Annotated in this window: 25 protein-coding genes and 2 tRNA genes; 16 read left to right on the forward strand and 11 right to left on the reverse strand. The window is 65.2% G+C overall.

Going from position 1 to position 26,888, the window contains the following annotated elements:
• The first annotated feature begins 264 nt into the window (after positions 1–264).
• The 5 genes from BMZ97_RS21775 (at position 265) to BMZ97_RS21795 (ending at position 5,987) form a co-directional block, all read left to right on the forward strand.
• Positions 265–1,770: an ABC transporter substrate-binding protein gene (locus tag BMZ97_RS21775; RefSeq protein ID WP_092174551.1), complete on the forward strand. Its 1,506-nt coding sequence runs from the start codon at positions 265–267 to the stop codon at positions 1,768–1,770.
• A gap of 261 nt (positions 1,771–2,031) precedes the next feature.
• The gene (locus BMZ97_RS21780) at positions 2,032–2,979 is read left to right on the forward strand and encodes an ABC transporter permease (RefSeq protein WP_092174554.1); all 948 of its coding nucleotides are present in this window, start codon (positions 2,032–2,034) and stop codon (positions 2,977–2,979) included.
• Positions 2,972–3,874 (forward strand): ABC transporter permease, encoded by a 903-nt coding sequence (locus BMZ97_RS21785; protein WP_244546538.1) that lies wholly within the window; start codon positions 2,972–2,974, stop codon positions 3,872–3,874. The genes BMZ97_RS21780 and BMZ97_RS21785 overlap by 8 nt, the downstream gene beginning before the upstream one ends.
• Before the next feature lie 26 nt (positions 3,875–3,900).
• Positions 3,901–4,950, forward strand: coding sequence for an ABC transporter ATP-binding protein (locus BMZ97_RS21790; RefSeq protein WP_092174770.1), 1,050 nt, complete (start codon positions 3,901–3,903; stop codon positions 4,948–4,950).
• A 68-nt stretch (positions 4,951–5,018) separates the two neighbouring features.
• Complete coding sequence (locus BMZ97_RS21795; RefSeq protein WP_244546545.1) at positions 5,019–5,987, forward strand: ABC transporter ATP-binding protein; 969 nt, start codon at positions 5,019–5,021, stop codon at positions 5,985–5,987.
• 212 nt (positions 5,988–6,199) lie between these two features.
• Here the strand turns inward: BMZ97_RS21795 and BMZ97_RS21800 are convergent, their stop codons facing one another.
• Together BMZ97_RS21800 and BMZ97_RS21805 are read right to left on the reverse strand one after the other, a co-directional pair.
• Positions 6,200–7,390, reverse strand: coding sequence for a nickel/cobalt efflux protein RcnA (locus BMZ97_RS21800; RefSeq protein WP_092174559.1), 1,191 nt, complete (start codon positions 7,388–7,390; stop codon positions 6,200–6,202).
• A gap of 141 nt (positions 7,391–7,531) precedes the next feature.
• A complete protein-coding gene (locus tag BMZ97_RS21805; RefSeq protein WP_175525662.1) occupies positions 7,532–8,089 on the reverse strand; it encodes a GNAT family N-acetyltransferase in 558 nt (185 codons plus the stop codon).
• A gap of 194 nt (positions 8,090–8,283) precedes the next feature.
• On the opposite strand from BMZ97_RS21805, the gene BMZ97_RS21810 reads away from it, so the two are divergent.
• The 4 genes from BMZ97_RS21810 (at position 8,284) to cueR (ending at position 12,802) form a co-directional block, all read left to right on the forward strand.
• A complete protein-coding gene (locus BMZ97_RS21810; protein ID WP_092174564.1) occupies positions 8,284–8,574 on the forward strand; it encodes a metal-sensing transcriptional repressor in 291 nt (96 codons plus the stop codon).
• Positions 8,575–8,663: 89 nt separating this feature from the next.
• The gene (locus BMZ97_RS21815; protein ID WP_092174566.1) at positions 8,664–9,311 is read left to right on the forward strand and encodes a hypothetical protein; all 648 of its coding nucleotides are present in this window, start codon (positions 8,664–8,666) and stop codon (positions 9,309–9,311) included.
• Between the two features lie 320 nt (positions 9,312–9,631).
• On the forward strand, positions 9,632–12,172 hold the full coding sequence (locus BMZ97_RS21820) for a heavy metal translocating P-type ATPase (protein WP_244546539.1): 2,541 nt from the start codon (positions 9,632–9,634) through the stop codon (positions 12,170–12,172).
• Between the two features lie 147 nt (positions 12,173–12,319).
• Positions 12,320–12,802: a Cu(I)-responsive transcriptional regulator gene (gene cueR, locus BMZ97_RS21825; RefSeq protein ID WP_092174569.1), complete on the forward strand. Its 483-nt coding sequence runs from the start codon at positions 12,320–12,322 to the stop codon at positions 12,800–12,802.
• 421 nt (positions 12,803–13,223) lie between these two features.
• Here the strand turns inward: cueR and BMZ97_RS21830 are convergent, their stop codons facing one another.
• Genes BMZ97_RS21830 through BMZ97_RS21850 form a run of 5 tightly spaced genes read right to left on the reverse strand, consistent with a single transcriptional unit; the run spans position 13,224 to position 17,265 of the window.
• Positions 13,224–13,514, reverse strand: coding sequence for a copper-binding protein (locus tag BMZ97_RS21830; RefSeq protein ID WP_175525663.1), 291 nt, complete (start codon positions 13,512–13,514; stop codon positions 13,224–13,226).
• Positions 13,515–13,549: 35 nt separating this feature from the next.
• On the reverse strand, positions 13,550–14,044 hold the full coding sequence (locus BMZ97_RS21835) for a cupredoxin domain-containing protein (RefSeq protein ID WP_092174572.1): 495 nt from the start codon (positions 14,042–14,044) through the stop codon (positions 13,550–13,552).
• A gap of 27 nt (positions 14,045–14,071) precedes the next feature.
• Positions 14,072–15,544 carry a multicopper oxidase family protein gene (locus tag BMZ97_RS21840; protein WP_092174574.1) on the reverse strand — a complete coding sequence of 491 codons (1,473 nt, stop codon included), beginning with the start codon at positions 15,542–15,544 and terminating at the stop codon, positions 14,072–14,074.
• Positions 15,545–15,565: 21 nt separating this feature from the next.
• On the reverse strand, positions 15,566–17,032 hold the full coding sequence (locus tag BMZ97_RS21845; RefSeq protein ID WP_244546540.1) for a TolC family protein: 1,467 nt from the start codon (positions 17,030–17,032) through the stop codon (positions 15,566–15,568).
• 17 nt (positions 17,033–17,049) lie between these two features.
• Positions 17,050–17,265 (reverse strand): hypothetical protein, encoded by a 216-nt coding sequence (locus BMZ97_RS21850; protein WP_092174580.1) that lies wholly within the window; start codon positions 17,263–17,265, stop codon positions 17,050–17,052.
• A gap of 190 nt (positions 17,266–17,455) precedes the next feature.
• Between BMZ97_RS21850 and BMZ97_RS21855 the strand changes: the two genes are divergently transcribed.
• Both BMZ97_RS21855 and BMZ97_RS21860 read left to right on the forward strand, forming a co-directional pair.
• The gene (locus BMZ97_RS21855) at positions 17,456–18,220 is read left to right on the forward strand and encodes a response regulator (RefSeq protein ID WP_092174582.1); all 765 of its coding nucleotides are present in this window, start codon (positions 17,456–17,458) and stop codon (positions 18,218–18,220) included.
• Positions 18,221–18,225: 5 nt separating this feature from the next.
• Positions 18,226–19,653, forward strand: coding sequence for an ATP-binding protein (locus BMZ97_RS21860; protein WP_092174585.1), 1,428 nt, complete (start codon positions 18,226–18,228; stop codon positions 19,651–19,653).
• A 35-nt stretch (positions 19,654–19,688) separates the two neighbouring features.
• Here BMZ97_RS21860 and BMZ97_RS21865 read toward each other — a convergent pair.
• A tRNA-Gln gene (locus BMZ97_RS21865) sits at positions 19,689–19,763 on the reverse strand.
• 147 nt (positions 19,764–19,910) lie between these two features.
• On the opposite strand from BMZ97_RS21865, the gene BMZ97_RS21870 reads away from it, so the two are divergent.
• Positions 19,911–19,987 (forward strand) — tRNA-Pro (locus tag BMZ97_RS21870).
• 169 nt (positions 19,988–20,156) lie between these two features.
• Here the strand turns inward: BMZ97_RS21870 and BMZ97_RS30825 are convergent.
• Positions 20,157–20,405, reverse strand: coding sequence for a hypothetical protein (locus BMZ97_RS30825; protein WP_139221284.1), 249 nt, complete (start codon positions 20,403–20,405; stop codon positions 20,157–20,159).
• Between the two features lie 145 nt (positions 20,406–20,550).
• Between BMZ97_RS30825 and BMZ97_RS21875 the strand changes: the two genes are divergently transcribed.
• The 3 genes from BMZ97_RS21875 (at position 20,551) to BMZ97_RS21885 (ending at position 24,313) form a co-directional block, all read left to right on the forward strand.
• On the forward strand, positions 20,551–22,284 hold the full coding sequence (locus tag BMZ97_RS21875; RefSeq protein ID WP_092174588.1) for an ATP-binding protein: 1,734 nt from the start codon (positions 20,551–20,553) through the stop codon (positions 22,282–22,284).
• 142 nt (positions 22,285–22,426) lie between these two features.
• Complete coding sequence (locus tag BMZ97_RS21880; RefSeq protein ID WP_175525664.1) at positions 22,427–24,037, forward strand: putative bifunctional diguanylate cyclase/phosphodiesterase; 1,611 nt, start codon at positions 22,427–22,429, stop codon at positions 24,035–24,037.
• A 78-nt stretch (positions 24,038–24,115) separates the two neighbouring features.
• Positions 24,116–24,313: a hypothetical protein gene (locus tag BMZ97_RS21885; protein ID WP_092174593.1), complete on the forward strand. Its 198-nt coding sequence runs from the start codon at positions 24,116–24,118 to the stop codon at positions 24,311–24,313.
• Positions 24,314–24,397: 84 nt separating this feature from the next.
• On the opposite strand, the gene BMZ97_RS21890 is transcribed toward BMZ97_RS21885, so the two are convergent.
• Positions 24,398–25,015: a biotin transporter BioY gene (locus BMZ97_RS21890; protein WP_092174777.1), complete on the reverse strand. Its 618-nt coding sequence runs from the start codon at positions 25,013–25,015 to the stop codon at positions 24,398–24,400.
• Between the two features lie 147 nt (positions 25,016–25,162).
• Here BMZ97_RS21890 and BMZ97_RS21895 point away from each other — a divergent pair, with 147 nt between their 5' ends.
• The gene (locus tag BMZ97_RS21895; RefSeq protein ID WP_092174595.1) at positions 25,163–26,077 is read left to right on the forward strand and encodes an MBL fold metallo-hydrolase; all 915 of its coding nucleotides are present in this window, start codon (positions 25,163–25,165) and stop codon (positions 26,075–26,077) included.
• A 2-nt stretch (positions 26,078–26,079) separates the two neighbouring features.
• Here BMZ97_RS21895 and BMZ97_RS21900 read toward each other — a convergent pair whose 3' ends face one another.
• Positions 26,080–26,856 carry a DUF1499 domain-containing protein gene (locus BMZ97_RS21900; RefSeq protein ID WP_092174598.1) on the reverse strand — a complete coding sequence of 259 codons (777 nt, stop codon included), beginning with the start codon at positions 26,854–26,856 and terminating at the stop codon, positions 26,080–26,082.
• Positions 26,857–26,888: the final 32 nt, after the last annotated feature.

The following is a 26,888-nucleotide window of genomic DNA, read 5'->3' on the forward strand; positions in this document are numbered from 1 at the left end:
TCGGCGAGAAATTCCATACAATACGGGACCCCTGGCTGGGTCTCGAATTGCGACAAGACGGACGGCTCCCGCGACTGAGCCGTCCGTGAAAGCGAGCGGGCCGGCCCGGCAAGACATGCGGGAGAGCTATCGTATATTAATATTATAACATATCAGATCGACGGCATCATGAACTCGGCGAGACCGCCTTCGCGGGCGTTCCCTCCGATACCGCGAGAGCAAGTCGGCGAGACGGGAACAGCGAACAACAACGGAGTCGTCAGCATGATTACGCGAGCAGGGCTTGTTGCATCCTTCCTCTACACTCTGGGCGTTGCGGGTGCAGCTTTCGCGCAGGGCGGCGGAAAATTCGTCATCGCCGAGAATTTCCCGCCGCGCGCCGGCTTTGCGCTCGAAACCGATGACGCCAACGTGCTGTCAAAGGCGGGTTGCCTGGAAATGCTGACGCGCATCGATTTCGACGGCAAGCTGAAACCTGCGCTCGCGACCTCATGGACGCAAACCGCTCCCGATACCTGGGATTTCACCTTGCGCAAGGGCGTCAGCTTTCAGGACGGCCAGGCGCTGACGGCAGCAAACGCCGCTGCCGCGCTCAATGCGGTGCTCAAGGTCACCGCGCCGGCCCGCGCCTTCTCGCCCAAGCTGATCAAGTCGGTGGAGGCGATCAATGAGGACACGGTGCGCGTGACCACGCCCGTTGCCTCTGTGCTGACGCCGCTGCGGTTGGCTGCGGCCAATACCGGCATCCTCTCGCCAGCGGCCTATAAGGACGGCAAGATCGACCCTGTCGGCACCTGCACCGGCCCATTCGTCATCACCCGGGTCAACGGCCAGCAAGGCATGTCGCTGAAACGCAACGACAAATACTGGGGCGGGGCGGTCAAGCTGGCGGAAGTCGAGATCAAGTTCATCCCTGACGCCAATGTCCGCGCCACGCAGGTGCGCACCGGCGAGGCCCATGTCGGCGGGGCGGTGCCGGCCTCCACGCTGGCCACGCTGAAATCGACCGCTGGCCTCAAGATCGAGAGCATCGCCACGCCGCGCACCAGCACCTTGCTGATCAACACGAAGAAGGCGCCGCTCGACAATCCCAAGGTCCGTCAGGCCCTGCAGATGGCGCTCGATCTCCAGGGCATCGCGGCCAGCGTCTATGAAGGCTCGGTGCAGCCGGCTGTCGGCCCCTTCGCTCCGACCGAACCCTGGGCTCCCAAGGGCGCCAAGCCCGCAGCCTATGATCCCAAGAAGGCGCAGGCCCTCCTGGCCGAGGCCGGCATCAAGCCCGGTTCGCTGACGCTCGATCTCTTCGCCTATGTCGAGAAGATCGAGTTCAAGGATCTCGCCGCGATCCTCCAGGACCAGTTCAATGCGATCGGCGTCAAGGCCAATATCCGCGTCGCCGAATACAAGGCGCTGGAGCCTGATATTATCGCGGGGAAATATGATCTGGCGCTGCTCTCGCGCAGCCATATGGTCGATGTCGCCGATCCCGCGGGATATCTGCAATCGGACTATGGTTGCGGCGGTGGGTACAACCTGTCGCACTACTGCAACGCCAAGTTCGACGAGAAACTGGCCAAGGTCGCAGGCGAGGCCGATCCCGCCAAGCGCTACGCCGTTTATGCGGAACTGGCTCAGGATTTGCAGAACGACGCGGTGAACATCTTCGTCATCCACGAGGCCGCCAACGACGCCTACAGCACGAAGGTTCGCAACTACAAGATCCATCCGCTGTATCAGTATACGCTGACGCCAGAACTCGCACTCGAGTGAGCTGCCGCTTCGCCAATAGCGGAGGCGCCTGCGATCCGCGCGGACGCCTCCGCGACTAACCCGAGAGTATTGCGCGAAAAAGTGGGTACCGGTTTTTCGCAAGAGCAATACTCTCACCTTTTAGTATCGATCACGTTTTTCGCTTCGAACGATTCCATCCGAATGCGACGTGATCGAGGGCATTGTGCGAAAAACGGGGCGCCGGTTTTTCGCGGGAGCAATGCTCCAGACTTTTAGCATAGCCGCGGAGAGGAACCTGCCATGTGGCTCTTCGTTACCCGCCGACTGGCCGTTCTCGTGCTGACATTGCTGGTGGTGTCGGTCTTCGCCTTTCTGATCCCCTATCTCAGCGACGGTGACCCGGCCGTGCTCGTCCTGCGTTCCCGCGTGGCCGATTTCCAGGTCGATCAGGCTGCGGTCGAGGCGCTGCGCCATCAGCTCGGGCTCGATCGCTCCTTGCTCGCGCAATATCTCGGCTGGCTCAATGCAGCGCTGCATGGCGATTTCGGCTACTCCTACACCAGCCGCGCTCCGGTGATCGACCAGATCGGCCGTGCATTGCTCGTCTCGATCACGCTTGCAATGTCGGCGCTCGGCATCGCCATCGTCATCGCGGTGCCGCTGGGCACAGCGGCGGCGACGAGACCGGGCGGGCCCATCGACACTGCCGCGACCTTCATCACCCAGACGCTGGTCGCGATCCCCGAATACTGGATGGCGCCGATGGGCATCCTGGTGTTCGCGCTGTATCTCGGCTGGCTGCCTTCGGCCGGCTGGGACGGCATGTCGTCGCTGGTGCTCCCCGCGATGGTGCTGGCGCTGCGGCCTTTGGCCTATTTCACCAGGGTGACGCGCGCGGCGATGATCGACGTGCTGCAGGCTCCCTACATTACCGCTGCGCGCAGCCGGGGCCTGGGCATGACGCAGACGGTGCTGCGCCATGGCGTGCGCAACGGTGCCATTCCCGTGGTCACATTGTTTGCGCTCTGGCTTGCCGGCCTGCTCGGCGGCTCGGTCGTGGTCGAGGTCATCTTCGCCATCCCCGGCATGGGCCGATTGATCTACGAGGCGGTGATCAACAAGGATATTCCGGTTCTGCAAGCGAGCTTCGTCGCGATCGTCGCCTTGTCGGTGCTGATCAATACGCTTGCAGACATTCTCTACGCGGTGCTCAATCCGATGGTGAGGATGGCCCATGCACATGCCTGACGCCATGGCCGCACCGCTCTTCGATGTCGCGAACAGGGCTGCCTCGCCCCCGTCCTTACTGCGCCGCGCGCTAGGCTTTGCGCGCCAGCGGCACTGGGTCTTCTCCGCCGGCGTGGTGATGTTCGCGATCGTCCTGCTGATGCTCTGCTGCGCGCATTGGCTGACGCCTTATGATCCCGCCGCGCAGAGCCTGCTGCAGCGCTTGCAGGGGCCGAGCAGCCGGCATTGGCTGGGCACCGACCATCTCGGCCGCGACCAGCTAAGCCGCCTCCTGGTCGGTGGCCATTTCGCCATCATCATCGCAGCGGTGACCCTGGTCTTGTCGGCGGTGATCGGCACGGTGATCGGCGTGATCAGCGCGCGTCAGGGCGGCTTCGTCGACGAGATCACGATGCGGATCGTCGATCTGCTGATCTCCTTTCCCGATGTCGTCGTGGCGATCTTCCTGATCGCGCTGATGGGGCCGGGCTATGGCACGCTGATCGTGGCGCTGACGGTGGTGAGCTGGACGCCCTTCGCCCGGCTGGCGCGCGGGCTCGCCATCGAGATCAACGCCAAATCCTATATCCGGGCGGCGGAGATTCTGGGCTGTTCGCGCCGCTTCATCATCCTGCGCCACATCATCCCCAACGCGATCCGGCCCCTGGCGGCGATGGGGTTCCTCCGCTTCGGCCACAAGCTCATCACCGTCGGCGGCCTGTCCTTCATCGGGCTCGGCGTCCAGCCGCCCCATGCCGACTGGGCGGCGATGATGGCGAGCTCCCAGCCCTATCTTGAGCGCGCCCCACTGCTCGTCATCTGTCCGGGACTCGCGATCTTCCTGACCGCGCTCAGCGTGACCTGGATCGGTCAGGGCCTGGAGACCAAGCGCAAGACGGCGGGAGACCAGGCATGATCGCACCAGCCGCCAACGAGTCCCGGATGCGCCCGGCCTCCGGCCTGCAGCCGGCGGCGGAGCGCGACGCCGAGCCGCTGCTCGCGATCGAGGGGCTGCGGGTCAGGATCGGTACCGGAACCCGCCCCGTCATCGACGGCCTCGACCTCGAAATCAGGCGCGGCGAGGTCGTGGCGCTCGTCGGCGAATCCGGTTCGGGCAAGAGCCTCACCGCCCTGTCGGTGCTGCGGCTGTTGCCGCCCTCGGTTTCGATCACGAGCGGCTCGGTCCGCTTCGGTGGCGACGATGTCGGCGCGATGCGGCCTGCCGCCCTCAATGCGCTGCGCGGCGGCCGCATCGGCATGATCTTCCAGCAGCCGCTCGCCATGCTCGATCCGACCTGCCGCGTCGGCGACCAGGTCGCCGAAAGCCTGCGTATCCATCGCGGCCTTAGCCGCGAGGTTGCCTTGGAGCGGGTCGTCGCACTCTTCCGTGAGGTCGGCATTCCCGCGCCGGAGACGCGGCTGCGCTGCTACGCGCATGAGCTCTCGGGTGGCATGGCGCAGCGCGTGATGATTGCGGCCGCGCTCAGCGCCGATCCCGATCTGCTCATCGCCGACGAGCCGACCACGGCGCTCGATGTCACCGTCCAGGCCCAGATTCTGCGCCTGCTCGACGAGCAGCGCCGGAAGCGCAACATGGCGGTGCTTCTGATCACGCATGATCTTGCCGTGGTGGCCGCGCTCTCGGAGCGGGTCGCGGTGATGTATGCCGGCCGCCTCGTCGAGGAAGGACCGACGCGTGAGGTCCTGAACGCCCCGCGCCACCCCTACACCAAGGCGCTGATCCGCTGCTCCCTGTTGCAGCGTGACGAGACCGGCTCGCTGATCTCGATTCCCGGCGGCGCAGCCTCGGCGCGCGATATCGCCAGCGGCTGCCGCTTTCAGCCCCGCTGCAGCGTCGCGGCGACATCCGAGCACGCGCATGCCTGCTGTAGCGCTGAGCCGAGCCTGGAATGCTGCAGTGGCCAGCACAAGGCGCGCTGCTGGAACGTCAATGCCGCTCCGGCGACGCCTGTCGTGGAGCACAGCGCATGAGCGTGGCATCGCTCGCCCCTGCCCCGTCAAACGGGATCGAGGTCCCGCATCGGGAGCCGCCGGCCTTCGTGGTCGTGGATGATCTGGTGAAGACCTATCCGGTTGCCGGCTGGGGCCCGGGCGGCCGACGCGTGGTCAATTCGGTCGATCATGTCTCGCTGTCGATTCCCGAAGGCGAGGTGCTCGGCCTCGTCGGCGAATCCGGTTGCGGCAAGAGCACGATCGCCCGGTTGCTGGTCCGGATGACCGCTGCCGACAGCGGCTCGATCAGGATCGCCGGCAAGGATGTGGCGCAGCTGCGCGGCCATGAATTGCTCGATTTCAGGAAGCTGGCGCAGCTCGTCTTCCAGGATCCGTTCGGCGCGCTCGATCCGCGCATGCGGCTCGGTCTCAGCCTCGATGCGCCTCTGAGCGCGCATGGCATGGGCGATCGCGGCCAGCGCCGCGCCATGGTGCTGGAGATGCTGCGCGAAGTCGGGCTCGATGAGAGCTTCTACGATCGCGTGCCCGGAGAGTGCTCCGGCGGGCAGCTCCAGCGCGTCGTGATCGCGCGTGCACTGATCCTGAAGCCGCGCTTCCTGGTCTGCGACGAGCCGACCTCGGCGCTCGACGCTTCGATGCGGACGCAGATCCTGAACCTGCTGCTTGATCTCAGGAAACGCTTCTCGCTGACCCTGCTGATGATCTCGCATGACCTGCGGGTCGTTCGCTATCTCTGCGACCGGATCGCGGTGATGTATCTCGGCCAGATCGTCGAGATGGCGCCGCGCGACGAGCTCTTCGAGCGGCCGCGCCACCCCTATACCAAGGCCCTGATCGCGGCCTCGATGCTGGAGGAGAACGGGCTTTACGGCGCAGCCGCGCTGGGCGGGGAGCCGCCGAGCCCGATCAACCCGCCGCATGGCTGCCGCTTCCATGGGCGCTGCCCCCAGGCCGAGCCGCTGTGCCATGCGCAGCCGCCGGAGCTGGTTCCGCTCGGGGACGGTTCCCTTGTGCGCTGCCATATCGCACAGCGCGAGGTCGCGTCCGCCTCCTGACCGGATGATCTTATACTGACGGCCTTGGGCGCTGAGCGCTGGCGTCATTCTCCGCCGTCATTCCGGGGCGATCCGAAGGATCGAGCCCGGAATGACGGCGGAGAATGACGCCATAAGTCGGAGTCAAAGGCTGTTGGTATTGGCCTAAATAAAAATCAGGGGAGCGTCCTGGACGCTCCCCTGATGCATTGTGTCGCTCAACCTGGCGTCGCTCAGCCTGCCTTGGGCTGGGCGGCTGGCGTGCTCTGCGCGGCCGGAGCGTTATGCTGCGCCTGCAGCCCGGTCCAGCCGTGATAGCCGGTATAGAGCCCGACGAGGACGATCAGCGCACTGGAGAAATACGGCGCGCGGCCGGCCACCGTCGAGAGCCAGCTCACCCGCTTCGTCGCCTGCCGGATGCTGATGGCGGCGACTGCTCCGACCGTGACCAGCGTGATCGCAAGTCCGATCGAGAAGCACAGCACGAGAACCGCACCGAGCGTGAACTGCTTGATCTGGACGCAGAGCAGCAGGACCGTGATCGCGGCCGGGCAGGGGATCAGGCCTCCGGTCAGGCCGAACATCACGATCTGCCAGGTCGTCACCTCGCGATTGGTGAAGCGCTTGCGAATGTCGTTGGCATGGGAGAGCTCATGCGCGTCCATATAGCCGTCGGTGGCGACGGCGAGGCCCTTCTCCTGGCGGTGCAGGGGATCGGTGCCTGCCATGCCTTGCAGGAACGAGACGTCGTAATCATGCTCGTGGTCGCCATGGTCGAGGCTCAATCGCACCATGAAATCATAGGGTTCGGCGATCGTCTCGGCCGATTCCATATAGCCGTCGCGGTCGAGGAAGCTGAAGACCTGGCTCGTGCCGTCAGGGCGCTCGGTGGTGATCTTGACGTACTCGCCGGCCCATTTGTCACCGCTGATGACGGTCAGGCGGAAATGTGCCGGCTTCTCCGGTGGGATCTCCAGCGACATGAAGCCGTGGCCGGTATCGACGCGGTGCGACAGCGCGGTCTTGGCCTTGTTCTTCTCATAAGCCTCGACCTCGCGCGCATATTGCTTGGCGCGCTGCTGGTCCTGCCAGGTTCGCCAGAACATCCAGGAGGCGATGCCGATGATGATGACCGCCGAGGCAAGCTGGAAATAGGGCTCCGTGGTCTCGGGATCGAGGCCCTTGAAGATGTACATGCCTCCCAGAGCGACTGCCCAGACGACGAGCGTGTGCGAGAAGGTCGCGGCGAGCCCGAGCAGCACGGCCTGGAACACGGTGCCGCGCACGGCAACGATGAACGCGGCCATCATCGTCTTGGAATGGCCGGGTTCAAGGCCGTGAAGCGCGCCGAGCAGGATCGCGCTCGGGATGAACAGCCAGGCATTGCTGGCCCCCTGGGCCAGCAGTTCGGTGAATGACGGCACGACAATGCTCCTCAGATCCGGACATGAGGCTGGGCCGCCGCACCGGCCGGTCCAACCGGCTCTGGTCGAGGGCGCTTTGCCTCCTGTCCTCGTCTTCTCGATCCCGGGGAGGCGCCTGGACTTGTGCCGGCGCTTGCCCGATCAAGCTGGTGTGTTCGACAAGCTCTTGTCGAAATGGGTTGTGGCCTCGTCGCTCGCGATCTCGGCATAACCGCGCCCCTGCCAGAAGCCGATTGTAGCCGGTGTATCGGTGCTGGCATGCAGGTAAAGCGTCGCAAAGCCCAGGCGCTTGGCTTCGGCTTCAGCAAGCGCGTTGAGCCAGCGTCCGATCTGGCGGCCGCGCTGGTCCTTGCGGATATAGACGCGGACGAGCTGCGTGACCTTTGCCGGGTCAGGGTAGCGCGTGGCGAAGGAGGCTGCCAACTGCGGCTTCCATGTCAGGCAATACAGGCCCGCCGCCGCGACGAGCGACCCGTCGGGTGCGCTCAATGTCCAGAATGCGCCGCGGTTGCGCGCGCTGAACCAGGATTGCTCCGGTCCCAGGATTAGCGAGTCGAGGTCGGCGTGCCAGCTGGGTCGATAGTCGAAATCGTAGAATTCCTTGATCACGTCGAGGCAGAACTGGCGCGCGGCCTTATGCTGCTCGCCGGATTCGTCGGGCAGCAGAGCGAGCGTCAAGCCATGAGGAGCATCGGTCATCGACATCAATCCAACTCCAGCCATACCAGCGAGGGCGCTGGCCTTTTCGACAAGAGCATCGCGCGAAAAAGTGGGTACCGGTTTTTCGCATGAGCAATGCTCGCAACCTTTAGAGGCTCGCGAGAGCTTGAATTCAGCTTCCACTTGCCAGCCGTTGTGATTGGCTATAACCCCTCCAGGGGGATAGGATCAATATGAAAAACGAACCGCACGAAAAAATCCACCATCACCGCCATCCGGAGATCATCACCCGGTTGAAGCGGGCCGAGGGCCATCTGCGCTCGACGATCGAGATGGTGGTGAATGTTCGCTCATGCCTGGAGATCGCGCAGCAATTGCAGGCAGTCGAAAACGCCATCGCCAATGCGCGCAAGATTCTGATCCAGGAACATATCGACCACTGCCTGGAAGAGGCGGCCGGTCACATCCCCACAGATGCGCGTGAGCTCCTGAAGGAGTTCAAGGCGGTCACGAAATTCCTCTGACGATCCAGATTCCTCCGACGCCCCTGGCGCGGAGCGATAGCCTAGCCGGCGGGATGGGCCTGCCGGCGCGAATGAAGCGGAGACCGAACATGTCGCAGCCAGCATCGATCCATATGGGCCACGGTCAGATGGTGGACATCGTCGCGCGCGATGCCGGCCAATGGGAAATCGTCTTCAGCGAGGCCGGCGTGCCAGATTACAAGGCGCCGCCGCTGAACGAGGTCGAGGTCGATGCGATCGACACCCAGGGCCGGATTCATCCCCTCGCCATCTCGGCCAGCGGAACCGTCTCCTCCGTCCTGGCCAGTGGCCATGTCGAAGGCGCCTATCGCGTCCGCATGCGCGTCGTTCACGGCACACATTTCCACACCCGCGAGTCGCTCCTGCCGGGCGCGGCAGTGCTGCCGCCGAAACTTGGCGCGCGCGGAGGCGCACTCGTTGCGCTCGAGGGTGGGCTTGAGGCCGAGGTCAAGCGCCTCGACGAGGCGCGCTGGGAGATCAGCTTCCTGAAAGGCGGGGCCGTCGTCGCGCCGCCTCCGGCTGAGAGCGTGGTCGTGCAGGCGATCGGCCCGCGCGCCGAGGACTACCAGATCCGCAACCTCGCGACCGAGCCGGGTGAAATGCCCTCGACCCTGATCGCCGGCGGCAAGATCAAGGACGCGACGCATGCGCGCCTGACCATCAAGACCGAGGGCGGCGAGCAGATCCGCGCTTTCCCGATCGTCAGCGCGGCCTGAGGAGCCTGGCCGACAACGACGCCGCTGTTTTCAAAAGCTTGAACATTGGGGACAAACGCGCCGTCATCCCGGACAAGCCGCGTCAGCGGCGCCGATCCGGGATCCATTCCGGAGCGCCAGAGCCGGATGACTTCAGACGGAATCACGGAGTGATCCCGTCTGAAGTCTGAATCCGTCTCTCGTCAAAGAGTGAGAGCAGGATCAATGCGAAAAACCGGTGCCCACTTTTTCGCATCCTGCTCTGGGCTGACGAAAGGCTCTTGACCTTCCCATTATGGGAAGGAGCATATCTCTCGCCAGATTGAGTCTGGAGTGACGTTATGTCGACTGACACGGTTCTGAAAGCCACGGCTGGGCGCAGCATGCAGCTCGACATTCCTGTCGGCGGCATGAGCTGCGCCTCCTGTGTCGGCCGGGTCGAGCGCGCGGTCGCGGCCGTGGAGGGTGTGGAGTCGGTCGCGGTCAATCTCGCGACCGAACGCGCCCATGTCGTCCTGTCCTCGGCGAAGGTCGATCCAGCAGCCATCGGCGCGGCCATTCGCAAGGCCGGCTACGAGCCGTCCGAGAGCACGGTCGAACTGAGCGTTGCCGGCATGAGCTGCGCCTCCTGCGTCGGCCGTGTCGAGAAGGCGCTGAAGGCGGTGCCCGGCGTTCTCGATGCCAATGTCAATCTAGCGACCGAACGGGCTTCCGTGCGTGTTCTGGGCGGAGCCGACATCGCCTCCCGGCTCGCGGCCGCGGCGACGGCCGCCGGCTATGCCGCCGAGCCGATCCAGGCGGGCATCGATATGGCCGATCGCGAGCGCCAGGCGCGCGAGATCGAGCAGACGAGCTTGCGTCGTGCCGTCATCGCGGCGGCGATCGCCACCGCGCCATTGCTCGTCTTCGAGATGGGAATGCATCTCTCGGAGACGCTGCATCATGTCCTCGCGGGGAAGCTCGGCGAGTTCAACATCAAGGTGATCTCGTTCCTGCTCGCGAGCTTCGTGCAGTTCGGCCCGGGGCTGCGCTTCCTGCGCAAGGGCTGGCCGGCGCTGCTGCGCGGCGCGCCCGACATGAATTCGCTGGTGATGCTGGGCACCAGCGCAGCCTATCTCTACTCGACCGTGGCGACCTTCGCGCCGGACTGGCTGCCTGACGGCACGGACTACACCTATTTCGAGGCCGGCGCGGTCATCGTCACGCTGATCCTGACCGGGCGCTGGTTCGAGGCGCGCGCCAAGGGCCAGACCAGCGAGGCCATTCGCCGCCTGATGTCGCTGCAGGCGAAATCCGCCCGCGTGCTGCGTGATGGCACCGAGATCGATGTTGCGATCGAGACCGTGGTGCCCGGCGACATCGTCATCGTGCGGCCCGGCGAGCGTATCCCGGTCGATGGCGAGGTTCTCGAAGGCCTCTCCTATGTCGATGAGGCGATGATCACCGGCGAGCCGATCCCGGCCCGCAAGGAGCCGGGCGCGACCGTGACCGGCGGCACCGTGAACGGCACCGGCGCGTTCCGCTTCACGGCGCGCAAGGTCGGTGCCGACACGCTGCTCGCCCAGATCGTGCGCACCGTCGAGGCCGCGCAGGGCTCGAAGCTGCCGATCCAGGCGCTCGTCGACAAGGTGACGATGTGGTTCGTGCCCGTCGTCATCGCATTGGCGCTGCTGACCTTCGCCGCCTGGCTGGTTTTCGGTCCAAGCCCGGCCTTCGCCTTCGCGCTGGTCAACGCGGTCGCGGTCCTGATCATCGCCTGCCCCTGCGCGATGGGATTGGCGACGCCGACTTCGATCATGGTCGGCACCGGCAAGGGCGCCGAACTCGGCATCCTGTTCCGCCAGGGCGAGGCGTTGCAATCGCTGAAGGACGCCAGGATCGTGGCGCTGGACAAGACCGGCACGCTGACCAAAGGGCGGCCCGAATTGACCGATCTTTCGGTCGCGCCGGGCTTTGCGGAGGACGAGGTGCTGCGCCTGGTCGCTTCGGTCGAGGCGCGCTCCGAGCATCCGGTCGCCGAAGCGATCGTCGCAGCGGCCCGTTTGCGCGGGTTTGCGCTGGCGGAGCCGGCGGAGTTCGCCGCCGAGCCCGGCTTCGGCGTCAAGGCCAAGGTCGAGGGCCGGGCGATCGAAGTCGGCGCCGACCGCTTGATGCGCCGCCTGGGCCTGGATCTCGCAGCCTTCGCCGATCAGGCCGGGCGATTGGCCGCTGCGGGCAAGACGCCGCTCTATGCCGCGGTCGACGGCAAGCTCGCCGCGATCATCGCCGTCGCTGATCCGATCAAGGAGACCACGCCGGCGGCTATCGCCGCGCTGCACGCACTCGGCCTGCGCGTCGTGATGATCACCGGTGACAACAAGGGCACGGCCAATGCCATCGCCGCGCGGCTTGGCATCGACGAGGTCGTGGCGGAGGTTCTGCCGACGGGCAAGTCCGAGGTCGTCAAGAGCCTCCAGGCCGGCGGCGTCAAGGTCGCCTTCGTCGGCGACGGCATCAATGACGCGCCTGCCTTGGCCCAGGCCGATGTCGGCCTCGCCATCGGCACGGGCACCGACATTGCCATCGAGAGCGCCGATGTCGTGCTGATGTCGGGCGACCTCAACGGTGTCGCCAAGGCGATCGCGCTGTCGCAGGCAACGATCGCCAATATCCGCCAGAATCTGGCCTGGGCCTTCGGCTACAACATCGTGCTGATCCCGGTCGCGGCAGGTGCGCTCTATCCGGCCTTCGGCATCCTGATGTCGCCGATGTTCGCAGGCCTCGCCATGGCGCTGTCGAGCGTCAGCGTGCTGACCAACGCGCTGCGGCTGAGGCGCTTCGGCGGTGCCGCAGCCGCGGCGCCGCTGCAAAACCCCGTAGCGGAACTCGCGCCGGCCGAGTGAAGCGATCCCAAGAGCAGGATGCGAAAAAGTGGGCACCGGTTTTTCGCATTGATCCTGCTCTCACTTTTAGATGAGAGACGGATTCAGATTTCAGATGGAATCACTGCGTGATCCCATCTGAAATCATCCGGCTCTAGGAGACGGGCTATGAACATCGGACAAGCCGCCAAGGCCTCGAACGTGACCGCCAAGATGATCCGCTATTACGAGAGCATCGGGCTGATCACTGCCCCGGTTCGCACCCAGGCCAATTACCGCGTCTATGCCAATGAGGACGTGCATGCGCTGCGCTTCGTCAAGCGGGCGCGGAATCTGGGCTTCTCGATCGAGGAGGTGCGCGAACTGCTGGCGCTCTGGCGCGACAAGAGCCGCGCCAGCGCCGATGTGAAAAGCGTCGCGATGAAGCATGTCCAGGATCTCGAAACCAAGATTTCCGAGCTCCAGGCGATGGCGCGCACACTCTCGCATCTCGCCCGGACCTGCCATGGCGACGGGCGCCCGGATTGCCCGATCCTGGCCGATCTCGCCGACCCGGCCGCGTCGCTCGCGCCCGTGCCCGGCAAGCCCAAGCGCAAGGCGCGGCAGGAGGCCGGCTGCGCCTGCCACGAGGATGCGGCGCTGCCTGCCTAGCGACTATTTGGAAACCTCCCGAGCCCTCATCCCGAGGATTCTGGTGTGGATTGAAGCCAATGATTTCAAGGGCTCTGTCCTGACCACCTACGCGCCGTCATCCCGGGCCCATGCCCGAACGCGCCTGTGCGCTGCGGCGTTTCGACCGGGGCGCGGGAACCTCGACAGAGAACCCTCTCCTGTAAGGAGAGGGCAGGGTGAGGTGTAGGCCGTCATCCGCTGGGGCGCGGCCTCACCGCCGCGTGCGGATGGCTTTGCGCTCTACTGGTCCAGGGGCCGACACCTCATCCCTGCCCTTCTCCTTACAGGAGAAGGGTTCCCCGCGCCTTTCGCCACAGCCGCGACGCCTCTTCGATCCTTCGGATCGCCCCGGAATGACGGCGGAACCCCAGCCATAAGTCGGGGTCAAAGGCCGCTGGTATTACTTCGCCTTTTGCAGCTTCGTGACCGTGATCTGGCCATTGACCCGGTCGGCGGTGAACATCACCTTCTCGCCGGCTTTCACATCCTTGAGCATGGCGGGATCGGCGGCCTTGAACACCATCGTCATGCCGTCCATGTCGAGGTTCTTGATCGGGCCGTGATCGAGGGTGATCTTGCCCTGAGCCGTATCGACCTTCTTGACCGTCGCGCTCACCAGCGGTGCGTCCTGCGCCAGGGCTGCTCCGGCAAGGCCGAGGCTGACGAAGGCGATTGTGAGGAGTCTGCGCATTATGATCTCCATGGTTGGTTTGGGAACAAGGGCGGTCACTTGACGACGACCTTGCCGGTCATGCCCGCATCGCGGTGACCGGGGATCAGGCAGGAGAAATCGAACTCGCCGGCCTTGGTGAACTGCCAGACGATCTCGCCGGTCTTCTTCGGCGCGAGGCGCTTGGCGTTGGGGTCGTCATGCTCCATGTCGGGGTTCTTCTGCATCTCGATAGCGTGCTTCAGATTCTCCTCGAGCGTCGCCAGCACGAGTTCATGGTCGAGGTCGCCATTGTTGCGCAGCTGGAATTTGACCTGCTCGCCGCGCCTGACCTCGATCCTGTCGGGAATGAACTGCATCTTGCCGTCGCGCTCGCCCATCGAGATCTGGATGAGGCGGGCCGGCTTCTTCGGGTCGCCGGGCTTGCCATAGGCGGTCTCGTCGCCATGACCATGGTCGTGGCCGGCAGCGCCTGGACCAGCCAGAGCCGCTCCGGTCGAGAGCAGCAAGGCCAGCGCGGCCAGTTTCGGTATCGACATCATCCGCTTCATGCGTTCGCTCCTGTCCGGTGGTTCGGGTCAGTGGTTGGAATGCGGGTTCCTGGCGGCGGGCAGCGGCTTGCCGTCCGGGCCGAGCCTGGGCTTGCGCGGATCCTTGACCCGCCATTCCGTCGGCTCGGTCTTCGCGCCGGGTGCGATCTTGGCGCCAGGTGCGACCTTGGCGTCGAGCGGCTGCGCGCGCGGCGCCTCGGTCAGGCCTGCGCCCTTATATTCATAGGCGACGGTGCCTTGCGGGTTCTTGTACGAACCGGGGTCCTTGTAGTCGCCCTTCGCCAGCCCCTCGCGCACCTTCACCACCGAGAACATGCCACCCATCTCGACCGGGCCGAACTGGGCGAAGCCGGTCATCATCGGCAATGTGTTGTCGGGCAGCGGCATCTCCATGCCGCCCATCTCGCCCATGCCGTTCGAGCCCATCGGCATGTAGCCGGGAGCGATCTTGGCGATCCGCTTGGCCAGGTCCTTCTTGCCGACGCCGATATAGGTCTTCACCGAATGGCCCATGGCGTTCATCGTATGGTGCGATTTGTGGCAATGGATCGCCCAGTCGCCGGGCTCGTCGGCGACGAAATCGAAGGCCCGCATCTGGCCGACGGCGCAATCGACCGAAACCTCCGGCCAGGCGGCGGCAGGGTCGACCCAGCCGCCATCGGTGCAGGAGACCTTGAACTCGTAGCCATGCATATGGACCGGGTGGTTGGTCATGGTCAGATTGCCGAAGCGGATGCGGACCTTGTCGTTGAGACCGACCACGAGAGGGTCGATGCCGGGGAAGACCCGGCTGTTCCAGCACCACAGGTTGAAATCGAGCATGGTGTTGACCTTCGGCACATATGAGCCGGGCTCGATGTCGAAGGCGTTGAGCAGGAAGACGAAGTCGCGGTCGACCCGGCGGAAGGCCGGGTCCTTCGGATGCACCACGAAGAAGCCCATCATGCCCATCGCCATCTGCACCATCTCGTCGGAATGGGGATGGTACATATAGGTGCCCGAGCGCCTGAGCTCGAACTCGTAGACGAAGGCCTTGCCGGGCGGGATATGCGGCTGCGTCAAACCGCCGACGCCGTCCATGCCATTGGGCAGGCGCTGGCCGTGCCAGTGCACGGTGGTGTTCTCCGGCAGCTTGTTGGTGACGAAGATGCGGACCTTGTCGCCCTCGACCGCCTCGATCGTCGGCCCCGGCGACTGGCCGTTATAGCCCCAGAGGAAGGCCTTCATGCCCGGCGCCAGCTCGCGCTCGACCGGCTCGGCGACGAGGTGGAATTCCTTCCAGCCCTCCTTCATCCGCCAGGGCAGGGTCCAGCCGTTCAGCGTCGCGACCGGCTGGTAGTCGGGCCCCGATGTCGGTACGAACGGCGCCTGCGTCGTCGCCTCCGCCATGGTCGGCGCTTCCGGCACCGCGGCGAAGGCGGTTCGCCCGGAGACGGCGGCCGCGCCTGCAAGCACGAGGCCCGACGAGCCGATGAACCCCCTGCGTGACAATGCGGTCATGTCGATGTCCTTCCGCTGGGTTCAATGAGTCGGCGCATCGCCGCCGCCGCCGACTGAGGCGACGACGGCTCCGCTGCCTGCGCCGAGCCCGCCGCCGATGATCGCGTGCTTGAAGTCGGTATGGGCGATCCAGACATCGCGCTTGGCATTGATCGCGGCGACATTGGAGAGGATGCGGCCGCGTGCATCGACGATGAGCTGGGTCACGTCGATCAGCATGCCGTTATACTGCAGCAGCGCCTCGTCCTGGATGATCTTGCGCAAGGGCAGCACATTGCTCTGGTACTGCCGGGCGATCTCATGGGAGCCGCGATAGGCTGTATAGGCCTCGCGCGCCTCGGAGCGGACATTGACCGCCTTCTCGGCGAGCGTGTTGGCGGCCTGCATATAGGTCTGCTCGGCCTGGACGACGCGCGACTGGCCGAAATCATAGAGCGGGATCTCGATTTCGAGCTCCAGCGTGCGGCTGCGCTTGGCCTCACGCTCGACATCACCATCGGCCAGGACATTGCGGCCGCGATCATAGGTGCGTCGCCCCAGCAGATCGATGTCGTTCACGAAGCGGGTCGCCTGCGTCAGTCCCAGTGACTTGGCGAGGAGATCGAGCTCCGCACGCGCGACCTGCATGTCGATGCGCTTGCGCAGCGCCTCGGCTTCAACAGCCTTGACGGTCTTCAGCGGCGGCAAGGGCGGCAAGGTGCCGGGCAGCTTGAACTTGAGGTCGTCGCCCCAGAGGCCGAGCTGGCGCACCAGCCGCTCGCGCTCTTGGCGCTGCTGCAGCCGGGCTTGCGCGAGCTGTGCGCCGAGTTCGGCGTCGAAGGCGAACTCGCGTGCCTGGTTGAGCTTGTTGATGCCACCGGATTCGCCCAGCCGCTTGAACAATTCGGAGGCCGCGTCGGATGACGTCTTGGCCTCCTGGAAGAAAGCCGCCTGGGCATTGGCTGCCACAGTGCGGTAATATTGCCGCCGCGTCTCGGCGGCGAGCTTCAGCACGGCCTCAGTCGCGCGCAATTGGGCCGCGCCAAAGCGATCGCGCGCGATCTCCGCCCGCGCCGGCAAGGTGGCAAGCGCGAGCAGGCTTCCCGCGACCTGGCGCTCGATCTCGATCTCGAACCGTCCCGAAAGCTTGGAGATGCCGAAGCGCGGATTGGGCGGCAGGCTGGCCGCGACCATCTGCGCCTCGGCGATGCCGAGTTCGTTGAAGGCGGCTTGCAGGCCGCGATTGTTGAGCAGCGCGATCTGGACGGCGCTGTCGGCCGTCAATGGCGACTTCAGCAGCTTGTCGACGCGCGCCTTGGCTGTGCCGGCGGAGGCATCGTCGCCGATCTTGACGACATCCTTGTTCAGCTCGGAATAGACGATGGCTTGCGCCGTTCCGACGCCGCCATCGGGCGAGAAGCTGGCGCAGCCGCCGAGCAGGCCGGCGATACCGGCCAGCAAGGCGAGGCGGGAGATCCGGGCCGCTTGGATGGAGGTAGGGATGGGCAAGGCGGTTCTCGTCTTGGTCATGATCGCGGACCGACCTGACGATTGAGCTCGCGCCAGTCCTTGGGCTCTGCCGGGCGCAGCGTGGCCGACCCCGCGCCGACGCTCTGATAGGCCAATGCCGGAACGCGGATATCGGGATCGGCCGGTCGCGCCAGATAGCGCGGAACAGGCGCGGCCGAACAGGCGCCAAGCGTCAGTCCGAGCAAGGTGATGAGGAGCAGTCTTGGGCGCATCGCGGGGTGGCGTGTCCTGAGCGTCGATGGCATTTGGGTAGCAACCGGGCCCGGCCCGCGTCCGTTACAAATTGTTGCGATGCCGGCCGCGCACGCAGAGCCGAGTGGCGCTATCCTGCAAATGAGACTGGGGGCTCTTCGCTCCCGCAGACGACATGTGCAGCTGATGCGCAGGCAGGGATAACCGGATTTGGATCAGGCACCCGTCACAGCAACGGCCGACGACCACGGCCATGTCCTGGTGGTGGATGACGACCCGCAGATCCGCCTGCTGGTCGCGCGCTTCCTGCAGCGTCACGGCTATCAGGTGACGGGCGCGCCGGATGGCCGCGTGATGCTCGAAATCCTGGCGCATACGGCGATCGACCTCGTCATTCTCGATCTGATGCTGCCGGGTCGCTCCGGCATCGAATTATGCGGCGATATTCGCGCGACCTCGCAGGTGCCGATCGTGATGCTGACCGCCCGCAGCGAGGAGAGCGATCGCATCCTGGGCCTGGAGGTCGGCGCCGATGACTACGTCACCAAGCCGTTCAGCCCGCGCGAATTGCTGGCGCGGGTGCGCGCCGTGCTGCGGCGCGCCCGGGCGACGCGCAAGGCGGATGCCGGCCAGGTCAATCAGTCCGTGGCCTTCGACGGCTGGAGCGTCGATCTGCGCCGGCGCGAACTGGTCTCGCCTTCGGGCACGCTGGTCGATCTCTCCACAGGCGAATTCGACCTGCTCGTCGTCTTCGTCGAGCATGCCAACCGTGTGCTCTCGCGCGAGGCGCTGATGCAATACGCCAAGGCCAGGACCAGCGACGATCCCTTCGACCGGACGATCGATGTCCAGATCAGCCGACTGCGCCGCAAGCTGGAAGCCGACGCCCAGGGCGGCCAATTGATCAAGACGGTCAGGGGCGCGGGCTATATCTTCACGCCCGATGTCAGGTCGCGCGCAGGGCAGCGGGCGTGAGGAGCATGCTGAAACGGGGTCTGCCCGACACGGTGGCGAGCCGGGCCATCCTGGTCCTCGTCGTGGCGCTGCTGGCTTTCCATCTCGCCGGCTACTGGGCCTATCATATCGGCGTCGAGAGCCAGGCGACGCAGCAGAGCGCTCGCGGCCTCGCCGAGCGCATCGTTTCGATCAAGCGCGCCATCGCCAGCATTCCGCAGGAGCCCGAGCGCGACCGCGTCGCCCATGACCTGTCGAGCGCGAGCCTCGAAGTGCATTGGAGCAAGGTCAGCCTGGTTCTGGGCACGGCGCCGGCGACCGAGCGCACCAAGGCGATGGAAGCCCGGCTCAAGGAGCTCGTGCCTGATCTCGCGGCCGAATCCTTCCGCCTCGGCTTCGCCGATGATGGCGCGCTCCGCTCGGGCGAGGCCGATGCCTACCGCCATATGATGCTGGTCTCGGTCAGGCTCGAGGATGGCTCCTGGGTGAATTTTTCGTCGACGGCGGGCGCGGCTCAGCATGGTGATGACGGGCTGATGACCGTGATGATCTGCCTCGGCATCGGCATCATCGTCGTCGCCGTGCTGCTGCTGCGCTGGGCGACGCGGCCCTTGCGCGATCTCGCTATCGCCGCCGAGCGCTTCAGCCTCGACCAGACGCCCCAGCCGCTCGATGAGTCCGGCCCGGCCGAGGTGCGCCGCGCCGCGCGCGCCTTCAACACCATGCGCGAGCGCATCCAGCGCCTCGTCGGCGAGCGGACCCAGGCGCTCGCCGCCGTCTCGCATGATCTGCGCACCCCGATCACGCGTTTGCGCCTGCGCTCCGAATTGCTCGAGGACGAGGCGACGCGCGATCTCGTCGACGCCGACCTTTCCGAGATGGAGGGGATGATCGATTCGACGTTGGAATTCCTCCGCGGCGGCGACTCGAGCGAGGCTGCCCGCCCGATCGACGTCGTCTCGGTGCTGGAAACCATCGTCGATGACGAGGCCGATCAGGGCCGCCGGATCACGCTCGATGCACGCGCCCATGGCCGCGTGCTCGGCCGCCTGCTCGCCCTGAAGCGGGCCTTCTGGAACATCGTCGGCAATGCGGTGAAATACGGCGACAGCGCCGTCGTCGTGATCGCGGAGACGCCGACACAGTTCGCGATCACGGTCGAGGACGATGGTCCCGGCATTCCCGAGGCGCAGATGGAGCGCGTCTTCCAGCCCTTCGTGCGGTTGGAGGAATCGCGCGGCCGCGAAACCGGTGGCTCGGGGCTGGGCCTGACGATCGCCCGCGCTGTCATCGCCTCCCATGGCGGCGAGATCGCGCTGGCGAATCGCCGCGAGGGCGGCCTGCGCGTGACGATCACCCTGCCGAAACTGGATCCGTCAGCACGTCAGCCGGCGGATGCGGTTCAGGACCGCCCTGCGCAATCAGGGGCGGCCGCTGAATCACGACCAGTTTGACTGCGGCAGCCGATTTGGAGGTTTTTGCGGGGAACTGGCTGGGGCGGGAGGATTCGAACCTCCGAATGGCGGTACCAAAAACCGCTGCCTTACCACTTGGCGACGCCCCAACGTGCCGCGCCTTCTAGAACGCGGCGCAGCCGCGCGCAACCATTCGCACCGCGGCAGAATATCTCTTTGCAGAAATCGGCGTCACAATGCCCCGGAGGCTGTTGCGCCCGCGCCCGACGCTGGCTATAAGCCCGGCACCAGCTAATCGGAGTGTGGCTCAGCCTGGTAGAGCACCTCGTTCGGGACGAGGGGGTCGCAGGTTCAAATCCTGCCACTCCGACCACTGGTTTCAAGGGGTTAGCGCATCCCGATTGGCGCGCCCCGACATTAGTCCAGATAATATCGAGCCTTTGCACATGGCATCTGCGTTGCGCATGGCAAAGCAGCCCGGCCGGACCGTCGTCCCCGATTTCGAAATCGAGCGCTTGGCGCAGCTTTGGTCGGTGTCTGCATCAAACATCCGGGAAGCTCGGCGGGAACCATCGCCGATACGCTGACGAGATCGCGCCGCACCCCGTCAGGCGAAGACCAAACTCGCTCAAACCGAGCCCATGCACCCTGCTCTCATCGTTCTCGCCTTCCTTGAGAAGGCTCCCGCCGGTTTCCTGTTCGTCGACGACCTCGTCCAGAATTAATGAATGACGTAAGTTCATCAAGAACAGCGGGCGCGGAGAAGCAGGATTAATGGCGCGGAAACTCAAATTTTAAACAGTCTTGTTTGCGGGAATCGGATCAACCTCTTCGTAAGCCCTTTCATGCTTAGTTCCTGAGCAGGCCGTTTTCTGCTTGAGGGGGCTTCTCTTGAACCAGCTTAGCGACGACCATGGAGGCTGGGAGTCCGCCAGAATGGCTGGTCCCGTCGGCCACGTTCTTTCCGTGCGCGGCTCTGAGGCCCAGATCGATCTGCCTGCGCCCTGGCCCGACAAGGGCGCGAGGGCGACTGTCGGTCGATTCCTGGCTATCGATGCCGGTCCCCTGTCCCTCATTGGCATGATCACCGAGGTTACGACGCGGCCTTCCGCTCCCGAAGCCGCCAGGGAGCACCATGCGGTGGCGCGGGTCGCGCTGATGGGCGAAATCGTCAGCAATCTCGACGGATCGCAATCCTTTCGCCGCGGTGTGTCCGACTACCCCGCTATCGGCGACGCAGCCCATCTCATCAGTCGCGAGCATCTTCGATTGATCTACACCCCGGCTGGCCAACGCACGATCAATATCGGTCATCTCAACCACGACAATTCCATCTCGGCCCATATCGACGTCGATAGCCTGATCTCCAAGCACTTCGCGATTCTGGGCTCCACGGGCGTGGGTAAATCCAGCGGCGTCACCGTCATCCTTCAGGAAATCCTCAACGCACGACCGGATGTGCGGATTTTCCTGCTTGATGGTCACAATGAGTATGGCCGCAGTTTCGGTGAACGGGCCAATGTCATCAGCCCTCGCAATCTGAAGCTGCCTTTCTGGCTGTTCAGCTTCGAGGAACTGACCGACGTCATCTATGGCGGCCGTCCCGCTGTGGCCGAGGAATTGGAAATACTCTCCGAGCTTATCCCAATCGCCAAGAGTACCTACCTTCAGTACAAGCCTGCCACCGATCGGCTCGGCTTCAAGAAAAGCAATCCCAAGCGTACCGGCTACACGGTGGATACGCCGGTACCCTATCTGCTGCAGGATTTGCTGGCGCTCATCGATGATCGCATGGGCAAGCTCGAGAACCGATCCTCGCGCATGAACTATCATCGCTTGATGACGCGGATCGAGACCATCAAGAACGATCCGCGCTACGCCTTCATGTTTGAGAATGCCAGCGTCGGTGGCGACACCATGGTTGGCCTGCTCACTCATCTTTTCCGACTCGAGCCCGACGGTAAGCCCATCAGCGTCATGCAGCTCGCCGGCTTGCCGGTGGAAGTCGTTGATGCGGTGGTCTGCGTGCTATGCCGGCTCGCCTTTGATTTCGGTCTATGGAGCGACGGTGCAATGCCGCTGCTCTTTGTCTGCGAGGAAGCACACCGCTACGCTGCTGCCGATCACAGCCTCGGGTTTGGCCCGACCCGCCGCGCCTTGGCCCGCATCGCCAAAGAGGGCCGCAAATACGGCGTCTTCCTTGGCCTTGTCACCCAGCGGCCGGCTGAGCTCGATCCCACCATCATCTCGCAATGCTCTACCCTGCTGGCGATGCGTATGGCCAACGACCACGATCAAGCGCTGCTCCGCTCGGCCGTGGCCGATGCTGGAGCAAACTTGCTCGATTTCGTGCCCTCCCTCGGCACCGGCGAGGTGGTCGGCTTCGGCGAGGGCATGCCGATGCCGGCCCGCCTGACCTTTCGGCGGCTGGGCGAGTCGGCGGTGCCGCGCAGCGAATCCACCGCCCCTTCGGCCATTGACGATGAGGTGGCGACGCAGCGCGAGTTCATTACAACGGTCGTTGCGCGGTGGCGCGGCACGGTGAAGGACGAGGAGGCAAGTGCCGCCCCCGTCCGCGAGCCTCCGGTGCCCGACAGCTCCAGCGAATTGCCGGGCTCTGGCGTCTCGCGCCTGCTGGAAGACGCGCGCCTGCAGATTCTCAAGCGCTAGAGCCGGATGATTTGAGATGGAATCACGGAGTGATCCCATCTCAAATCTGAATCCGTCTCTCATCAAAGAGTTAGAGCAGGATCAATGCGAAAGACCGGTTCCCACTTTTTTTGCATCCTGCTCTAGCCGCGACAGATCGCAGATGACCGCATCGATCGACTTCAAAACCCTGCTGGAAGTCCTTGACGGCATTCCGGTCGGAATTGCCGCCGCAAGCCAGGACATATCGATCTATTCGAACCGCCAGGGTTTGGCTCATGCCGCCTTGCCGGCGGGCCAGCGAGATGCCGCGCTGGCCGGCCGCACCATCGATGTGCAGCAACTCTCGCTTTCCATCGGTGGGGTGCCACATCAGGTCCGCCTTTCCCTTGACGTCACCGAACAGCGCGCGCTTGAGGACGATCTCTTCCGGCGTGCCTATTTCGACGATCTCACCGGTTTGCCCAATAGAGGCCTGCTTGAGCGCAGCGTGGCAGCGCTGACGGCATCGGATCGCGAACAGACCTTCGCCCTGGCCTTTCTCGATCTCGACGGCTTCAAGAACATCAACGACTATTACGGACATGCCGTTGGCGACGCGCTGCTGGTCAAGGTCGCCCGGCGCCTCAGCCGCGAACTGCGCCCCTGCGATCTGATAGCGCGCGTGGGGGGTGACGAGTTCGTGTTGCTGCTCTCGCCCGCCGGGCCGATGGAAGAGATCGCCGCCAGGGTCGAACATTTCCTCGCCAGGCTGAAGGAGCCCTACTTCATCGAGGGCAGCGAAATCCTCACCTCCGCTTCGGTCGGCGTCAGCCTCTACCCAGCCGACGGCCGCTCCTATGACGCGCTCTGCTCCAATGCCGACCGAGCGATGTACCGGATCAAGGGCACCACCAAAGGCAGCGTGCAGTTCTTCAGCCCCGGCGTTGACCACGCCGCGAGCGAACGGATGAAGATCGAACAGCGTCTTCGGCTAGCCGTGCGAGACCGACGCCTCCGCTGCGCCTATCAACCGAAGGTCGATTTTCGTTCGAACGAGGTTGTCGGCGTCGAGGTGCTGCTGCGTTGGATAGACGAGGAGGGCACGATCCACCCGCCGGGTGACTTCGTCAATCTAGCGGTAGAGCTGGGGCTCATGGACGAGATCACGCATCTCGTTCTTGCCGAAGCAACAGGCGCAATCGACCGTATCGACGGCGCGTTCGGCGCGGCCTCAACCATCAGCCTCAATGTTGCCGCGCGCCAGGCGGACGAGCCCGTATTCATGCGCTCGCTGGTCGACGCCATCGAAGCCACCGGCTGCGCCCAACGGTTCATGATCGAGCTGACTGAGGAAGCGTTTCTTTCGAAGAGCCGGTTCCAGACGCAGGTCCTGCCGATGATTCGCGAGATTGGAGCGCGCGTTTCCATTGATGATTTCGGTGTCGGATATTCGTCGCTGGCGGCGCTCGCTGACATCACGGCCGACGAGATCAAGGTGGATCGCTCATTCATAACCGCGATTCACCAGCGCCCGCGCAGCCAGAGCATTCTGAAGACGATTGAATCGCTAGCCGACGCGCTGGACATGTCAATCATCGTAGAGGGCGTCGAAACTGCCGAGGAGCTCGTATACCTCCAAGCCGCCACGCGCATCCGGCTCGCGCAGGGCTACTATTTCGCCAAACCCATGTTCCTCGATGAAATCACGACCAGAACGCCCGACCTTTCCCTGCGGCAGCCCTCGGTTTCGTCGCGCAGTCCACTGGTGCGCGCGGTCGGCTACAGATCGTAGCCCGCAAGCGATGGAGTTGGGTTCCAGCGGTGGCGCTGTCTCGATTCACGCCCCGAGCGGCCAGCAAGCATTTCCGTGATGGCGAAGCGCGGTCAGGCCCTGTACGCTGCGGGCCAATTCAGCAGCGGTCTCGACATCATGAAGCGTAAGCGTCTCTTCCAGATCATCGGCATTCTCGGCCTGGCGACCATGCTGGCGGCCTGCGACAAATGCGGCGAGCCGCTGCGGCCGTTCAACATGCCCAAGAGCTGCGGCGATTCGCGCCCGGCCGGCTGAGCCCTTCAGAGCACGTCCCCGACATCTCGACATGAAAAAGGCCGGGGTTTCCCCCGGCCTTCACATTGCGTTGCTGCGCGCGGTTCAGCTGCGACGCTGGAGCATCGACCAGCCGGTGCCGACAAAGCAGGCCGCCAGCGCGACCTTGAGCGCATCGCCGATCAGGAAGGGTTGAACGCCGAAGGCGAAGGCCTTGGCGAAGCCGACGCCCATGGCGCCGCCAGCCATCTGCGCGCCGAGAGCCAGCCACAGGCAGCCAAGGCCCAGCATCAGCGCCTCGGCCGTGAGCAGACCGACGATGAGACGGGTCAAGGAGGCGCCGCGCGCCGCCGCCCAGCCGGCCACAGCCGCCGCCAGGACGAAGCCGACGAGGAAGCCGCCGGTCGGCCCCACCAGGTAAAGCGGGCCGGCCGCGACCGGAGGCGTATTGGTGAAGACCGGCAGGCCGGCGAGGCCATAGGCGATGTAGAGCGCGACCGTCGCTGCACCGAGCCGCGAGCCATAGGCCGCGCCCAGGCTGAGCACCGCCAGCGTCTGCAGCGTCATCGGCACCGGCCAGAACGGCACCTTGATCTTGGCAGCGAGCACCAGCAGCAGGCTGCCGGCGACGGCGAGCGCGATGTTGCGGGCCACAGCGGCTCGCGGACCCGAGACCGCCGGGAGCGCCGCATGGACGAGGGTGGGAGCTTGAAGGGGGAGCATGTCTGCCATCCGCGTTGGATCCTGTTCAGCAGGGCCGCGCCGCGCGACCATCTTTCCCGTCTATAGGAAATGCGGCAAAGCCTCACAAGCGCGCGGAAGCTGTGCGCATGGGCGGCCCGGAGCGCAAGGCGAGGCAGAGGCAGCGGCATGAGCGGCGAGATCGAGTTCGACAGGACGGCCACGACCCCGCCGGGCGAGATCGCGGAGCTCTCGCCATTGGTCCGGCGCGTCATCGCTGGGAATGGCGGGCCGATGACCTTCACCGGCACCTGTACCTATATCGTCGGGCGCGGCCGGGTCGCGATCATCGATCCGGGGCCGGACGACCCAGCCCATGTCGCGCGGCTGCTCGCGGCGGTGGCCAGTGAGACCGTGACCGATATCGTCGTCACCCACACCCATCGCGACCATTCGCCGGCCGTCCCCGCCGTCAAGGCAGCGACTGGCGCGCGCATCGTCGGCTGCGGCCCGCATCGCGCGGCGCGCGAGCTTGCACTCGGCGAGGTGAATCCGCTCGATGCCGCGGCTGACCGTAGCTACGCGCCCGACCTGCTGATGCGCGACGGCGACCATGTCTCCGGGCCAGGCTGGACGCTGACGGCGGTCGACACCCCCGGCCACACCGCCAACCATGTCGCCTTCACTCTTGCCGAGGAGGCGAGCCTGTTCTCGGGCGACCATGTCATGGCCTGGTCGACGAGCGTCGTTGCTCCGCCCGATGGCTCGATGGCGGCCTATATGGCCTCGATCGAGAAACTGCGCGGCATGGAGCACCGCCTCTACTGGCCCGGCCATGGTGGTCCCGTCATGGAACCGCAACGCCTCCTGCGCGGCCTGGTGCAGCATCGTCGCCAGCGCGAGGCGGCGATCCTCAACCGGTTGAGCGTGGGTGACGAGCGCATCGCCGAGATGGTGCCGGCGATCTATCAGGGGCTCGCCCCGGCCTTGCATGGGGCGGCCAGCTTATCGGTGCTGGCGCAGCTGGAAGATCTCGTCCAGCGCGGCAGCGTCTCCTGCGACGACGCCCTGCCGCTGCTGACGAGCCGCTACCGGCGAATCTAGCTTCAGCGGGTCTCGACCAGCAACTCGACCTCTTCAGCGAAGGCCGCGATGCGCGCGGCGTTGGCGCCGAGATCATGCGTGCCGAGGCGCGAGGCCGAGCGGATATCGATCCGGCTGCCATCGGCACGCGGGCGCACCCGGATGGTGATGTCGTCGGAGAAGCGCAGCAGGCGCGTGCGCGCCACCGCCTCGATGCGGCCAGCCCCGCTGCGGCCGCCCGGCCGCGCCGATTCGAGCACCTGCCAGCCACGATTGAGCGCCGCGCGCCTGGCGATGTCGAAAGCCATCTCCGCCGGCACCTCCAGAATGATCGGCAAGGTCTTGGGGTAGGCCTGGCGCTGAGCCCGCCGCAGCTCAGGCGAGACATCGGGCGGTACACGGCCCTTGCGCGCATCGAGCGCGACGCGCGAGCGGCTGAAGGCGGGTGGGTCGTCGATATCGGTCGAAATGTCGTTCAGGGCCGGCAGCGTGACGAGCTTGAAGCCGACATAGCCTGCCGGCGCGAGCAGCAGCAGGGCGAGGGCGAAAGCCTGGGCCGCCATGCCGACGCCGCGATGGCCGGACTGCCAGATGCGGATGAAGGCCAATACTGACAGGAGCAGCGCGAGCAGCACGAAGCCATAGGCGCCCAGGATCGGAGCCAGCCCCTGCAGGCTCGGCTCGCCCGCCCGGAACACCAGCACCGACAGCAGCAGCACGGCGAGCGAGAACCAGGCCAGCCGCCGGCTCCATAGCGCGGCGCGCGAGACAGGCTCCTCGAAGACGAGACGACGATGCATCGCCTTTAGGTGACGCTGCGGCGGGCGGAAGG

This window comes from Allobosea sp. OK403, from assembly GCF_900113835.1.
GTDB lineage: Bacteria > Pseudomonadota > Alphaproteobacteria > Rhizobiales > Beijerinckiaceae > Allobosea.